This window comes from Kroppenstedtia guangzhouensis, from assembly GCF_014637345.1.
GTDB classification, from domain to species: Bacteria; Bacillota; Bacilli; order Thermoactinomycetales; family DSM-45169; genus Kroppenstedtia; species Kroppenstedtia guangzhouensis.
Genome location: NZ_BMEX01000004.1, coordinates 277,573 through 291,609, shown reverse-complemented (window position 1 = coordinate 291,609; position 14,037 = coordinate 277,573). Strand labels below are relative to the sequence as shown.

Below are 14,037 nucleotides of genomic sequence, written 5' to 3'. Positions count from 1 at the left end.
CTATTTTCTCCTACTCATATATAGGCGGGAGGCTTTTCTCCTATGCCTGGTTCTCTCTCACACCTTGGAACGGGGGTGAATCACATCCAGACCTCCGGTGACTTGTATAATATTCCCAGTCACAAAACCGGACTTTTGTTCACACAGGAAACGAATTACCCGAGCCACATCCTCCCCGGATCCGGGACGACCCAAGGGGGTCTCCTCATCTCTCAACCCTTCCACTTCAACGATTCGCTTCAGCTTGTTTTCCCCAACGATGTCTCCGGGACACACCATGTTCACCGTCACGCCGAAGGGAGCCTCTTCCACTGACAGGGTTTTGACAAAAGAGACCAACCCTGTCTTGGCAGCGGCATAGGCAGCCCGATCCGGCCAAGCCGGGGCCTCCCCCGCCCGTCCAAAACCAAATAAGATGATCCTGCCACAACCGGAACGGCGAAGCAGGGGGAGGCTGGCATGGGCCATATAGAGGGCACTTTTCAGGTTTCCATCCACCATGTCGTCCACGTCACCCAAGGAATAATCCGCAAACCGACGGCGTTCCCGGACAAAAGGACCGACAGCGTGAATCAGTGCATCCAGGCGGCCCAAACGTTCCTCCACACCCCGAACGAGCTGAAGGGCCTCATCCCGCCGACTGACATCCGCCTGAAACAAGTGAGCCTGCCTCCCCTTTGCAGCCAACTGATCCACCATCTCCCGGGCCGACTCCTGATTCTTCCGGAAGTGGGCTGCCAAGCTCCAACCTGCTTCAGCCAGCACTTCCGCGGCCACCCGTCCAAGTCCCCCGGAGCTTCCTGTCACCAGAGCCACAGGTTTCTGATTTGGTTGCAATGAGTTTCCCTCCTGTTTCGGAATGAATCCAATCCATAGAAAGGTTTGTTCAATCCTCCGGGTCATACTCCTCCCTGTTGAATGACATATTAATTTTATGTTTTGTGTGGAGGGAGGAACCAAGATGGAATCTGACATGACACCGGTCACAAAGGATGAGATCCACCAGGCAACCCTGTCCTGGCTAAGCGAACGGGGGATGGAATTGGGACGGATTGCCGAACTGGTCTTTTATTTGCAGAAGGATTTCCATGAACATCTCACCTTGGAGGAATGCAAGCATCACGTGGAGCAAGTGTTGACCAAACGCGAAGTTCAAAATGCCATTCTAACCGGGATCCAACTGGATGTATTGGCGGAGAAAGGACGATTGGAGGAACCCCTCCTCGACATGCTCCGCCGGGATGAAAGCCTGTATGGGATTGATGAAATCCTGGCCACCTCCATCCTTAACGTTTACGGAAGCATCGGGATGACCAATTACGGATTCGTCGACCGGGTAAAGCCGGGAATCCTGAAAGATCTGAACGATCATACCGGCGGGAGGATCCACACCTTTCTGGACGATCTGGCCGGGGCTGTGGCTTCCGCCGCCGCCGCCCGACTCACCCACCATCGAAAACGCCGATTGGAAACAGATCGAAAAGACTCATGAAGAAAAGGACCCGGCACCCCGGGTCTTTTCTCATGCTTTCCGGTATCTCCAGATTCCCTCTTCCTTCCCTCGGGCCAGCTTCCCGCGGAGGCGAAGATACTCTAGATGAGCCAAGGTTTCGGAGAGGGCGAATCGCAGGTTATGAATGGATAAGTCCGTGCCAAAGGTCCGGAAGCAAGCCTCCACTGCAGTCACACTCGCTGTCTCCGCCCAGCCCGCCATCTCTTCCAGACGCTCCCGATGATGTTCCCTCAATTCCCTAATCCGTCCGTGGTAGTTTTCAAAGACAGAACCGTGGGCGGGGAACACTCTCTTCACCGGCAGAGTATCCATTTGATCCAGAGTGGTCAGATAGGTGCCCAGGGGATCCGGATCACATCCCGGCCACAGACTGATGTTGGGAGTGATCCGTGGCAACAGAAAATCTCCCCCGATCAGCCAACCCCGCTCTTCATCATAGAAACTGAGATGGCCGTCGGCATGCCCCGGGGTATGCAGGATTCGGTACTCTCGGTCACCCAGACGAATGGTTCCCCCCGCTTCGATAAAGTCCGGTTCGGGGTGAGGATCCACCCACTTTTGGAAACTGCGCAGATGAGGCGGGATTTTCTTCCTCCATTCCGCTTCCAATCCGTGTTCAGCATAGAAACGGGCCATCTCTTCCGGCTGTTCGGAAGATTTGCTGAAGAAGAGTTGCGCCTGCTCAAAGTCCGTCCGGGACATTCTTACCGGCGCCCCCGTCTTCTCCTGCATCCAGCCAGCCAATCCGTAGTGGTCCGGATGGTAATGGGTCAGAACGATTTGCTCCACGTCCTTCCACTCAAAACCGATCGATTGCCTCGTTCTCTCCCAGGCCTCCAGATCTCCATCATAGTGAAGGCCCGTGTCGATCACCGTATACCCATTGGACCCTTTTATAAGATAAGACTTGATGATTCTAAGGGCAAAAGGCAACGGAAGAGGGACTTCCCATACATCATCCCAACGGTTCATAGGTACCCTCCTCAACTGAAATCCCATTCCGTCAGATCCTGCACTGTATATGTCGCCCGGATGGAACCTTCCCGGTATTCCTCTGCCGTGGTCACCCCAGTGAACACCAGTAAAGTATCCATCCCACTGTTGTTTCCAGCCTGAATGTCCGTCATCAGGTTGTCTCCCACGATCAGCGTTTCAGCCGGCCGGGTGCCCAAGCGCTCCAACGCATACTCCAAAATAGGCCGCTCCGGCTTCCCGATGAAGATGGGTTCGACACCGGCGGCAGCCGCCACAGCTGCACACAGAGACCCGTTTCCCGGTACCAGGCCTTCATCCGTGGGGAGAACCCGGTCTCCGTTGGTTCCGTAGAATTTGGCCCCTTTTCGGATGGCCAGGGCGGCTGATTTCAGCTTATCATAATTGAATGCCGGGTCGATGCCGATCACCACCGCCTCCGGATTCTTCTCGCGAAAAGGTAACCCTGCCTCCCTGAGCGCATGCTTCAGCCCTTCCTGACCAAAGACCATAACAGCCGGGGTGCCCAGTTTTTTTTTCAGATGAGCTGCCGTCGCTTGGGCGGAACTGACCACCTGCTCCACCTCTGCCGGATAACCGAAGCTTCTCAGCTTTTGTACAGTCTGCTCCGGAAGGCGGGATGAATTGTTGGTCAGATAGAGATAGGGCAGGCCTCGCCTCTCCAGTTCTTTCACAAAGGCGAGACCGCCTGAAATCACGTGATCACCCCTGAAAAGGGTGCCATCGAGATCGATCAGGTAACCCCTGTACCCCATCAGCGCTCCACCCTCCCAGTGATAATCATCCGGGGGCTGTCCTCGGAATACGTGGATCCATTAAAGTCGCCCCGGACCTGATCCACGGTGAGACCTGCCGCCTCCATCATCGCCAACATCCGATCCCGATCGTACATCTTGACCCGCTCCTGGTAGTGACGTTCCCCCTTATGATCCGTGACGGTGATTTTTTTGCGAACAAAATCACCGTCAATCCAACGCTCTTCCAGAATACGGTTTCCCTCCTGCTCCCGTTCGCTTCGGGGGACAAGATTGCTTTCCACAGCCTTTCGATTGAGGAAATCCACCAGGAAACGTCCTCCGTTTCGGGTGACCCGGGCCATCTCCGACAGTACTTTCTCATTTTCGTCATCCTCAGTAAAATAACCAAAGGATGTGAACAGATTGAGTACCGCATCGAAGACCCCGTCCGTAAAAGGAAGCTTCCTCATATCCCCTTGTACATATTCGATTTTGCGTCCCCGGGAGGATTCCCTTGCCACCTGAAGCAATACAGAAGAGAGATCCATGCCGGTCACCTTCAACCCCAAATCATCCAAGGCAATGGAATGGCGCCCTGTTCCGCAGCACAAATCCAGTACGGACTCACCTTGTTCTAAATCCAACCATCCCGCTGCCGCTTGCACTTCCCGACCTGCACGAGCCCGATTGCGATGACGGTAGACCAAAAGATAATCCTCTCCGAAACTCTCCTCATACCACGGCATGAACTGATCCCCCTGAATTTTTTCATTAGGGCGTGTCTGATATATTGCGGGGGCGGACCGATGTGACCATCTTTGCTCTCTTGCAGAAAGCGCAATCAGACCTGGGAGCGGAAGCAATCCGGGAGGAGACTTCAGCTCCCTTGAGTGCAAAGGCTCTCCGCCGGTCACATCGGCTCCCGGCACATCGCAAAAACTTGAATTACCAGACCCCCTAAAGGAACGACATCCCGCTTTGTCGTAACGATTGATTTTCCAACTGCCAGCAACCTCTCAGTTTCAGTCCTGCACCGATGAATACACCATTTGCAAGATGCTGTCTGTTCGTTCCAGTTCGGTCTCCCAATCAAAGGGCAATGGGGGATCCCAACCAAAACTTTTGGCATTGAAACCAGCGATGTGCCAAGAACCGATCAAGACAGTCCTCAGGTGAAGGGCGGCGATCAGGGTGTCACTCACCTTGGCTCCCGACACAGTCAGATAATCAGGGATCCACTTCAGAATCTCCCTGGCCAATTCATGCAGACGGCGAACGGGAGCCAACAATCGCTCCGCTCCGACGGAACTCCCTCGCCGGACCATCTCTTCCACGGCCTGAATATCCTTATCCACCAGAACCTTCCCTTCTTCCCGCCAACGCTGAAGGCGTTTCAAATCCTGAGACGGATCCCGACGATAGGTCTCTCCTTTTTTTTCAGCCTGTTCCGAAACCGTCAGCTCCAACAGGGAGATCGCCATCATCAAGGAGGCGGCCAGACTGCTCCCGGCAGCGGGACTGGGAATCTTGCGCTTTGCCATCTCGTCGGCAAAGACCGACATGGGAAGGTTCACGTATTTATTCACTGTTACGACTCCCCGGTGCGGATGAGCTAGCACTTTCCAACTCGCGGGCCAGGTAATCGCGGACCCATCCGATAAAGGAGGCCAACACTTTCGTGTCCGACAGTTCTTGGAGTAATTCCTCCTTTGTCACCTGATCATATCGACGTACCAGCCGATCCCGCACCCGGACCAGCTCCTTCAGACGGGAAACGGCTTCCGTTGGAATCACACGTTCATCTTCCAGAATATCCACAATATCCAGGTATCCTCCCGGATCCCGCATAATAAACCCGTCAATCAAGGTACTGCCGACGTCGATCATGCACTCCATCCCGATATGTAAAGCCCGGGACGCAGCAAATAAAAGAACCGGATCATCACTTTGTTCCAAGGATTGCCGGGAACGTTGAGTCACAACCAAGCATTGTTCCAGGTATAGAAGTTGAGATTCGATCCGATCGGTATCCACATCGTAAACCATGATGACACCCTTTCCCATTCCTGATTCAACCTCCTCCTTATTATACAGCAGGATCCCCCTCCAAAGAAAACCAATGGTCCTGTTCATACATATTTCCCGTCGCATATCACAGCATAACAAACAAATCACCCTTCACCCTGAATAAGAAAGGATGGGTCAAAATGCCACTGACCACCAAAGACTTGAACTATTTGAAGGATGAGATGTCCTGGGAACTGTTGGCTTTCAAAAAATGCCATCATTACGCCCAAGAATGCCAGGACCCTCAAATCAAATCCCAAATTGAAAGCATCGGGCAGAAACATCAACAACATTATGAGCAATTGCTTCAATATCTGAACAGTCACTCCACCAGCGGCGGACAACAGAGCCAACCCATAAATCAATAAGGAGGAGTCACGGATGCAAACTCAACAACAGACCGGCCAAACCCAAACCCAGCCACAGATAAAGGGACCGGAGATGAATGACCGGGATCGTCTCAACGACATTTTAGCTATGGAAAAGTACATGTCTCAATCCTACGGCATTGCAGTCAATGAAGCGAGTAACGATACCCTTTTCCAGACCCAGATGAGCATCCTGTCTGATATTCATCAATGTCAACGGGATTTGTTCAACCTGATGCATAGCAAGGGTTGGTACAAAATGGATCAAGCCAACACGCAACAGATCACCCAAGCCGCCCAAAAATTTACCAACTACCAAACCCAATTCCCGTATCAATGACTAATATAACGAACTCACCGGCCCTCCTTTCCGGCCGGTGATTTTTGTGAGGAAAATCCGGATGGTATCGTAGGATTTCTTTTCTCCAGTCAGAGTTCTTATGGATAAAAGGCCGTGTGAAACCCATCCTTTCTGTGATACCTTTTTCACAGGGGGAGCATTCCAAAAGATTGTCCATGTCGTTCTTTTAATATCCACAGTTTTCTTTTGAAACCAAGGGAGAAATGGGTGGCGAAGGGATGTTTATTCAAGTAACGGACCGGGTAATTCCCCTCTGAAACTTGACCCTTTTTTCTTTCGTTCATCTAAGTAGGATACTTTTTCAACTTATTTTTGAAAACTTATATCGCTTTTCCAGGCGATGTCAGGAGGTTTTATGTCTGTTTCAAATCTGGACGTAATCAAGTCCTCAACACCCAAACAGCGGGATTATTACTTTGATAACATCAAGTTCGTATTGATCATATTAGTGGTGATCGGGCACACCTACCGCCCCTTAATCGATGAAAGTTCCATTTTGAAAGCGATTTATTTGGCCATCTACAGCTTTCACATGCCGCTGTTTATTCTGGTTTCCGGCTATTTCGCAAAGGGATATAACAGAGAGGGACAAAACAGGAAACTGATCTCCTCCATTCTGGTTCCCTATCTTATTTTCCAGATTCTATATTCCATATATGATCATCTCGTTTACGGGACGGACTCCCTGGAGATCTCCATTTTGGATCCTTATTGGATCATGTGGTTCCTGTTCAGCCTGTTTTTATGGCGGTTAATGATGCTCCCCCTGTTCGTCAATCTGAAATATCCTCTCGTCACTGCCTTGATCTTGTCCATCGCAGTCGGATATATTGACGAAGCCGACGGCTTTTTAAGTCTTTCCCGCACCATCGCCTTTTTCCCGTTTTTCCTGCTCGGTTTCTATTTGCGAAGAGACCATTTCAAGGTGTTGTTCTCCCCTTGGAAACGGGTGATCGGTTGGGCTGGGTGCATCTTGCTCGTTCCGCTGATGTATTGGCTGGAGTTTCTCTCTCCATTTGATCTCTCTTTTCGAAGATGGCTGTACTTCACCGACCCCTATGAAAGCCTCGGACATCCCGAATGGTCTGCCGGTTTGATCCGGGTTGGTTTTATCATTTTGACCCTGGTCGTCTCCGCCTGGGTGTTGGCAGTGATTCCACGGGAAAAAACATGGTTCAGTGCCATGGGAAGCCGTTCACTGACAGTCTATCTGTTGCATGGTTTTTTCATCAAATTCTATGACGCTCTGGATGTGGATGACAAGTACCCTGGCCCCCCTCTGTTTATTTTGGCCACTCTTGGGGCGATCGCCCTTACCTTTCTCTTGTCTTCCCCTTGGGTCACCAGGGGCCTTCGTCCGCTGCTCCAACCCCGGCTGAAATGGATTTTCCGTACCCCTTCCAAACAGGAGCAACAAAAATTGAATAAGGCGGCATTCTGACCCGGGCCCGGGTCTTTTTTTTGCGATTCCTCACGGAGTCCCCATCCTTGTCAACTGAACACTTTGTTTGTCACAGACTGACATCCTTTGTCGGGAGGGAAGGATTCCGCAGCAAATCAAAGAAAAGGTTTTGTAACTACGAATCTCGGGGAGGTTTTCGTATGTCGGACGAAGCGCGCATATCTACGCGGGAGGCCGCCGAACGCCTCCACGTTCATGTACGTACGGTCAGAAAATGGATTGACGCATTTGAGGAATACATCTCTCCCGAAGTGAATGATCGTGGACACTATATGCTGGATGAAGAGGGATACCAAAGATTGTCGGATATCCAACAGCGCTTGCAGGAAACGAACAAATCCATGCGCCAGATTCGCCAGGATCTGATCAGAGAAGGAAAATGGGAGATGGACCCGCTCGATGACTCTCTCTCTATATCCCGGCAACCCTCCAGACTGCCCTTTGAAAATGAAATTCCAGTTCATCGTCTGATCGGAAGCTTGGATGAAATCGGTGAAATGATGGAAACGGTGTTCAGCCGACTCGATCAGCTGGAAGATCATGTTTTTACAATGTTTGATATGATGGAAGAGATGGAAAACAAAGTGCTCACCTCCCAACATCACATGTTACCGGTAAAAACCGTTCAGCACATGATGGATGAAATCGGGAAAAAGCATGAGCAACTGAAGGTGGAATTGCGAAATGCCACCTTCTCCCACCGGTTGGCTTCTGCCACCACTGAAACTCAGCAGCTGACACCACGCAGGCAACGGCGAACCCGTTTTCTCGGCATTTTCTAGAAGATTTGAGATATCGTGCTTTCCGAGTCGGTCGGGATATTCCGAACAAAAAACGCTCCATGGGAAACAATCCTACCTGTGACGATTTTTCACAACGCTTCTGGAGATTTCGATCTGAAATGCTCCAGTTTCCGTTATAATGGGGAAAAAGGGGTCATTCCATGCCAAAGGATGAACTTTACACTCTTTATGACGAAAGTGAAACCACCCAGACGCGTTTTGTCAGTTTTGTGGGAGAATCCCACCGCTTTGACCTCGGGATCACTGTCACTGACCGTTTTTATGGAAAACTGTTGGTCTTCAATATTCAATCCAACCGCTACGCCCTGATCGGTGAAGATGACCTGGAAGAACCGGGTTACATAGAATATGTCTACGGGATCACCGAAGATGAAGCTGCGGAGTTGAGGGAATTTCTTCATACCCTCTTCTGAGGAGAAATCGAATAATGAACCACCTCCCCGGGCAAGATAGATTTGGAGGTGGTCACTTTGATCCGTCGACGTAACACTCCATACAGAGATGTGAAAACCGTGGAGTCCCTCCGCAACGAATATATACCGGAGGAGTTCCCGGAAGGTTCCTACGGAGCTGCCACCCATGAGGAGGTTCTCGGAAAAACTTCCCCTTGGCGGGCCTCCCAACACGCATCTCCCCAATTCAACTATGAGATGAGGGAACTTCACGAAGGTATCCCCAGACAAGTGCCGGGAAGCCATCCCACCCATGACGATTCAAAACGGAATACAGAAGGGGACGCCTATGAAAGTTGAAAAAAAGCCAACGCCGGTGGCGTTGGCTTTAATTTTTTAGCGTGAGCGGATGTTTCGACGCTCCCTGTATCTTCCCCTCCGCCCGGAATGAGTCATGGGATTCCGGCGAAGAACGAAATAGGCACAACCAAAGTTGCAAAACTCGTGAATATATTCCTCCACATGGGCTATTCGGGTCTCCCGAGTGGCGCGGGGATGTTGATCGGAAAAAAAACCCTTCAGCCTCAGTTGCCCATATCCCCAATCACCTACGATGTAATCGTATTTATCCAAAACCTCACTGTATCTCTTGGTAAAGGCATCGGCATTCCATCCGTTTTTGTAATTGATGATCACTTCATATGAAATACCCTTGATCTCCGTTTTTTCCATTTGTAACCCCTCGGATTGTTTCCTTCTGTATATATGTTATCAAAGTCATTCCCTTCCTTTCATCTTTAATTTTCGGGAAAATCGATGCAAAATCCTTCCAACAGAAACCGAATCTTTTGCCAAGGGTATCGAAGTCCGCTGCGGGCATCCTAAATGCAGGAGGTGAGCTGATGAAACGTTGGTTATATCCCCTGATGGCCTTGATTCTTTTTACCAGTGCCTGTAATAGCCCTTCGGCAAGACCGGAGAGACCTAACGACAGTTACGATGAATCTCTGTATGAGAACCGGGACAAGAACGCTTTGGATTATGTCACTGACCGAAACAGGCCGCCACAACACGACCGTTACAATCAAATCGGCTTCAGCCGGCAAAAAGGAAACGAACTTTATAATGCCACCGATGGCGGAGCAGTCCCCGGTCCTGATGTGTATGTCAACCGAAGTGCTCTGGCCCGGCAGATTTCTTTTTTGGCAACCAAACTCCCCCAAGTGGATGATGCCATTGTGGTGGTCACTGATGACAAAGTGATGATCGGTGTGAAAGCGGACAAGGGGAAAATCAGTGACAAGACCCTGTACGAAGTGCGTCGCACCGCCTGGAGCTTGACCCCCCGGTATTACCAAGTATATGTGACTCGGGATGCGGCCATCCGCAACGAACTGAACCGCATCGGACAACGTGCCGGCGGTACCCAGGAAAAAATGCGGATGAGCCGGGAAGAGATGGAGGATCTGGTCAGTCGGATGGACCGGGGAGAACCGATGAAAAAACATATTCCCATGAACCCGTCCCCGGGAAAAATGACCCGTCCTTAAGATTGAAAAACAGCCTCCCGCACTCTGGGGGCTGTTTTTCAAGGGGTTTACTGGGCAAGACGTTTTTGCGGTCTTGCTGCCTTCACCTGCTCATGAGCATGATAGGAACTTCTGACCAACGGCCCTGACTCCACATGATCAAATCCCCGCTTCATCCCTTCTTCTTTCAACAGGGCAAATTCTTGGGGAGTGTAATATTTTTCCAAACGAATATGCTTTTTGGTCGGCTGCAAATATTGGCCAATAGTCATGATATTGCAATCCACACGCCGCAGGTCATCCATTGTCTCCAAAATTTCATCCCATTGTTCTCCCACACCGATCATGATACTGGACTTTGTGGGAATATCGGGCTGCAACTCTTTGGACCGTTTCAACAGTTCCAGGGAACGCTCGTATTTCGCCTTGGAACGAACTCGGTCCGAGCGGCGGCGCACCGTCTCCACATTGTGGTTCAGTACATCGGGGCGGGCATCCATCACCATCTTCAAAGCATCCCAATTCCCTTGAAAGTCCGGAATCAGAACTTCCACACTGGTCAATGGATTACGTTTACGCACCGCCCGGATCGTCTCCGCAAAGATCGAAGCTCCTCCGTCCTTCAGATCGTCCCGGGCCACCGAGGTGATCACCGTATGTTTCAGGCCCATCTGTTCCACCGCTTCTGCCACCCGTTCCGGTTCCTGAAGGTCCAACTCCGTAGGCAGACCGGTTTTCACGGCACAAAAGCGACAGGCGCGGGTACAGATATCCCCCAGGATCATAAAGGTGGCTGTGCGATGAACAGCCCAGCACTCGTGTATATTGGGGCATCTGGCTTCCTCACACACCGTATGGAGGGTTTTCCCCCTCATCATCCGCTTGATCTCGCGGAAGTTTTCATTTACGGTCAGCTTCGTCTTCAGCCATTCCGGTTTCCGTTTATATTCGTAAGCCAACCCGCACCCTCCTTATGTATTACTTTCTCAGCTCATGGTTAGTGTACCACAAAAACCACAGCAGGCATAAAGAGTGGAAGAGGGTTATCCACAGTATCATCATGTTTTAAATACCATTAAATACTTAAATGTCTCCCTTCAAAACGGCCCAAACTATAGGATAAACTCTCTTGAAAAGCGGTGTGGACATGAAGAAGCAACTGATTTCCGTTTTTCTTATCATTATCCTACTGTTTGTATATGGAACCCCGTCTCCGGTATTTGCCGGTGAATTTGACACCAGGCAGAGCCTGTATGAAAAAGTGGGAACCTTAAGCGGTATTCCTTGGTATTATCTTGCTGCCATGGATCAATACGAACGCAATCTGCAACAGGTTCGACAAGACTTGGAAAAACGAAGAGGCCCAGTGGCGATCACCGTTCCGCCCAAATTGTGGAGTGGAGTCACCAATCCCGATCCTTTTGATACCATCCCCGAATCAATCCGGTTTTTCGGAGGGATCGGAAAAGACGGGAATGGAGACGGAAAAGCGGACCCGGCGGAACCACTGGATGTGCTGTATACAATTACCAGTTATCTCAAGGAGTACGGCGACTCCCGGGATGATATCCGGATTGGGTTATGGAACTATTATCAACATCCCACCGCAGTGGATTTAGTCACCCATTATGCAGAAATTTACAGACACTTTGAAACTACCCGCTTGGATCGTTTTAGCTTTGTCATGCCCTTGCATTCCCATTATACTTACCACGACACCTGGGGTGCCCGACGGGGATGGGGAGGGATTCGGATCCATGAAGGAACAGACATTTTTGCCAGTTACGGTACCCCGGTACTCAGCACCGTATACGGATATGTAGAGTTGAAGGGATGGAACCGATACGGGGGATGGCGTATCGGAATCCGGGATCTCAGAAACAACTACCACTATTACGCCCATCTCAGCAGCTTCGACAAAAATATCGAGAAAGGGTCCATCGTACAGCCCGGACAAGTGATCGGTTATGTGGGTTCCTCCGGTTACGGGCCCCCTGGAACCTCCGGTAAATTTCCTCCTCATCTGCACTATGGGATCTATAAATTCAACGGTCACACCACCTACGCCTTTGATCCCTATCCCTTTTTAAAATCCAGGGAACGAGCGGAATACAAAAAACTGAAAGAAGCCCGCAAGGCAAAGAGGAACCTGAAAAAATAAAGGGGCCCCGGATAGGGGACCCTTTAGAATTCATGCTTTCTTGCCCGACTTATAGGCGACCCACAGGAAGTAGCCGAGGCCACCCCAGAGACCGATCGCCCCGATCAGAAACATCAACCAGGCACTGGCGTTCATTACGCCCCCTCCTTTTCATTGAACTGCACTGGCTCCATATTGGCCTTCCATTCCATGTGATGGAAGATGACAGCCGCGATGAGGGCCAGCAACAGAGATCCATAGCCCATGATTAAAATCCCGCTGTATGGCATATCTCCATAGGGCGCTTGAAGCTCTTCCCAGATATTCATCCCTGTCATGATGAAGAGCACCAAGGGTGTGACCACACTGATGCAGATGACCCACCAACTGCCGATATGCACATCTGAAACCCGGTTGATATGGCTTTGCAGATCACGTACCTTGCGAGACGTCCAAGCAACGGCAATCGTCATCAAAACGGCACCCACCAAGAGCCCGTAGGAATTGAGAAAGTGGTCGATCAGATCCAGATAATTGATCCCGCCTTTGGTGGCGTAGAGGAAGCTGATGACAAAGGAACTTCCGCAGATCCAGTTCACTGCTGCGGTTCGGGTGGTCCCCAACTTGTCCCTGATGGCGGAGATGGCGGGCTCCACAATAGAAACCACTGAGGTGAGTCCGGCAAAGACAAGAGAGCCGAAGAACAAAACTCCGAACATAGAGTTCAACCAGGGAAGTTCATTGATGATCTGGGGAAAGACCACAAAGGCAAGTCCGACTCCGCTGGCCACCACTCCCTGAACATCGACACCGGACTGGGCCGCCAGGAAGCCGAGGGCACCAAAGACTCCCAAAGCCGCCATAAATTCAAATCCGGAGTTGGATAGGGCAGCGATTAAACCACTGTTGGACAAGTCCTCATCTTTCTTGAGATAGCTGGCATAAGTGATCATGGTGGCAAAGCCGACACTCAAGGAGAAGAACACCTGCCCATAGGCCGCCACCCACACTTCCGGATGGATCAAAGCCCCAAAGTCCGGTGTCAGCAACGCATTCAGACCGACGGTCGCTCCGTCCAGGGTGACTCCCCGAATCGTGATGATGATCATCATCACGATCAGAATCGGCATGATGATTCGACTGAGCCGTTCAATCCCCTTGTGTGCCTGCTGCCGCATGACAAAATAGACAAAGATCCACACCAGAAGCAACGGAATAACCACATTCATCTGCAGACCACCGAAATTCCAGAAGCTGTCCGTCACACCGAGGTACTGATCGAAAAAAAATTTTTCAGTATCTCCCCCCCACTGCGTTCCGAAGGAAAACCATGTGTAGCTGAGGGCCCAAGCCAAAATCACCATGTAATAGGTGGAGATGAGAAAAGCGATTAATGCCTGCCACCAGCCCAGCCATTCCCATTTTTTTGATAGCCGCCGATATGCCAGCGGGCTGGAACCCTTGTGACCGTGACCCAGGGCATATTCCAGCAGAAGGATCGGAATCCCCGCTGTCAGCAGCGCAAAGAAATAGGGAATCAAAAATGCCCCGCCGCCGTTTTCATAAGCTACATATGGATAACGCCAAATGTTCCCCAGACCGATGGCCGAACCCACAGCCGCCATGATAAATCCGGCCCGGCCGGTCCACTGATCCCGCACTTGTGCCATTT

19 protein-coding genes are annotated in these 14,037 nt (G+C 50.9%); 9 read left to right on the top strand and 10 right to left on the bottom strand.

The window, feature by feature from the left end; genetic code table 11:
- Positions 1-57: 57 nt before the first annotated feature.
- Complete coding sequence (locus IEV46_RS07990; protein WP_188431734.1) at positions 58-837, bottom strand: SDR family oxidoreductase; 780 nt, start codon at positions 835-837, stop codon at positions 58-60.
- 124 nt (positions 838-961) lie between these two features.
- Here IEV46_RS07990 and IEV46_RS07985 point away from each other — a divergent pair, with 124 nt between their 5' ends.
- Positions 962-1,492, top strand: coding sequence for a phosphatidylglycerophosphatase A family protein (locus tag IEV46_RS07985; RefSeq protein ID WP_188431732.1), 531 nt, complete (start codon positions 962-964; stop codon positions 1,490-1,492).
- A 30-nt stretch (positions 1,493-1,522) separates the two neighbouring features.
- On the opposite strand, the gene IEV46_RS07980 is transcribed toward IEV46_RS07985, so the two are convergent.
- From IEV46_RS07980 to IEV46_RS07960, 5 genes are all read right to left on the bottom strand, one after another.
- Complete coding sequence (locus IEV46_RS07980) at positions 1,523-2,485, bottom strand: MBL fold metallo-hydrolase (protein WP_188431730.1); 963 nt, start codon at positions 2,483-2,485, stop codon at positions 1,523-1,525.
- 11 nt (positions 2,486-2,496) lie between these two features.
- On the bottom strand, positions 2,497-3,264 hold the full coding sequence (locus IEV46_RS07975; RefSeq protein WP_373284584.1) for a TIGR01457 family HAD-type hydrolase: 768 nt from the start codon (positions 3,262-3,264) through the stop codon (positions 2,497-2,499).
- On the bottom strand, positions 3,261-3,989 hold the full coding sequence (locus IEV46_RS07970; RefSeq protein ID WP_188431726.1) for a class I SAM-dependent methyltransferase: 729 nt from the start codon (positions 3,987-3,989) through the stop codon (positions 3,261-3,263). The genes IEV46_RS07975 and IEV46_RS07970 overlap by 4 nt, the downstream gene beginning before the upstream one ends.
- Positions 3,990-4,265: 276 nt before the next feature.
- Positions 4,266-4,829 (bottom strand): hypothetical protein, encoded by a 564-nt coding sequence (locus IEV46_RS07965; RefSeq protein ID WP_188431724.1) that lies wholly within the window; start codon positions 4,827-4,829, stop codon positions 4,266-4,268.
- On the bottom strand, positions 4,822-5,307 hold the full coding sequence (locus IEV46_RS07960) for a DUF86 domain-containing protein (protein ID WP_188431722.1): 486 nt from the start codon (positions 5,305-5,307) through the stop codon (positions 4,822-4,824). The genes IEV46_RS07965 and IEV46_RS07960 overlap by 8 nt, the downstream gene beginning before the upstream one ends.
- A gap of 143 nt (positions 5,308-5,450) precedes the next feature.
- On the opposite strand from IEV46_RS07960, the gene IEV46_RS07955 reads away from it, so the two are divergent.
- The 6 genes from IEV46_RS07955 (at position 5,451) to IEV46_RS07930 (ending at position 9,056) form a co-directional block, all read left to right on the top strand.
- Positions 5,451-5,678 carry a ferritin family protein gene (locus IEV46_RS07955; protein WP_188431720.1) on the top strand — a complete coding sequence of 76 codons (228 nt, stop codon included), beginning with the start codon at positions 5,451-5,453 and terminating at the stop codon, positions 5,676-5,678.
- A 13-nt stretch (positions 5,679-5,691) separates the two neighbouring features.
- Positions 5,692-6,018, top strand: coding sequence for a spore coat protein (locus tag IEV46_RS07950; RefSeq protein WP_188431718.1), 327 nt, complete (start codon positions 5,692-5,694; stop codon positions 6,016-6,018).
- A gap of 376 nt (positions 6,019-6,394) precedes the next feature.
- Positions 6,395-7,480: an acyltransferase family protein gene (locus tag IEV46_RS07945; RefSeq protein WP_188431716.1), complete on the top strand. Its 1,086-nt coding sequence runs from the start codon at positions 6,395-6,397 to the stop codon at positions 7,478-7,480.
- A 161-nt stretch (positions 7,481-7,641) separates the two neighbouring features.
- Complete coding sequence (locus IEV46_RS07940; protein WP_188431714.1) at positions 7,642-8,283, top strand: MerR family transcriptional regulator; 642 nt, start codon at positions 7,642-7,644, stop codon at positions 8,281-8,283.
- Positions 8,284-8,444: 161 nt separating this feature from the next.
- Positions 8,445-8,717 (top strand): DUF3055 domain-containing protein, encoded by a 273-nt coding sequence (locus IEV46_RS07935; RefSeq protein WP_188431712.1) that lies wholly within the window; start codon positions 8,445-8,447, stop codon positions 8,715-8,717.
- A 57-nt stretch (positions 8,718-8,774) separates the two neighbouring features.
- Entirely contained in the window at positions 8,775-9,056 is a 282-nt protein-coding gene (locus IEV46_RS07930; protein WP_188431710.1) for a hypothetical protein, read from the top strand.
- Positions 9,057-9,092: 36 nt separating this feature from the next.
- Here the strand turns inward: IEV46_RS07930 and IEV46_RS07925 are convergent, their stop codons facing one another.
- Complete coding sequence (locus IEV46_RS07925; RefSeq protein WP_188431708.1) at positions 9,093-9,428, bottom strand: YutD family protein; 336 nt, start codon at positions 9,426-9,428, stop codon at positions 9,093-9,095.
- 170 nt (positions 9,429-9,598) lie between these two features.
- Here IEV46_RS07925 and IEV46_RS07920 point away from each other — a divergent pair, with 170 nt between their 5' ends.
- On the top strand, positions 9,599-10,246 hold the full coding sequence (locus IEV46_RS07920) for a YhcN/YlaJ family sporulation lipoprotein (protein ID WP_188431706.1): 648 nt from the start codon (positions 9,599-9,601) through the stop codon (positions 10,244-10,246).
- A 47-nt stretch (positions 10,247-10,293) separates the two neighbouring features.
- Here IEV46_RS07920 and lipA read toward each other — a convergent pair whose 3' ends face one another.
- Positions 10,294-11,184 (bottom strand): lipoyl synthase, encoded by an 891-nt coding sequence (lipA, locus tag IEV46_RS07915; protein WP_188431704.1) that lies wholly within the window; start codon positions 11,182-11,184, stop codon positions 10,294-10,296.
- Between the two features lie 188 nt (positions 11,185-11,372).
- On the opposite strand from lipA, the gene IEV46_RS07910 reads away from it, so the two are divergent.
- Positions 11,373-12,386, top strand: coding sequence for a M23 family metallopeptidase (locus IEV46_RS07910; protein WP_188431702.1), 1,014 nt, complete (start codon positions 11,373-11,375; stop codon positions 12,384-12,386).
- Positions 12,387-12,416: 30 nt separating this feature from the next.
- On the opposite strand, the gene IEV46_RS07905 is transcribed toward IEV46_RS07910, so the two are convergent.
- Together IEV46_RS07905 and IEV46_RS07900 are read right to left on the bottom strand one after the other, a co-directional pair.
- Entirely contained in the window at positions 12,417-12,521 is a 105-nt protein-coding gene (locus tag IEV46_RS07905; RefSeq protein WP_188431700.1) for a MetS family NSS transporter small subunit, read from the bottom strand.
- On the bottom strand, positions 12,521-14,035 hold the full coding sequence (locus IEV46_RS07900) for a sodium-dependent transporter (RefSeq protein WP_188431697.1): 1,515 nt from the start codon (positions 14,033-14,035) through the stop codon (positions 12,521-12,523). Before IEV46_RS07900 ends, IEV46_RS07905 begins: the two co-directional genes overlap by 1 nt.
- Positions 14,036-14,037 lie beyond the last annotated feature (2 nt).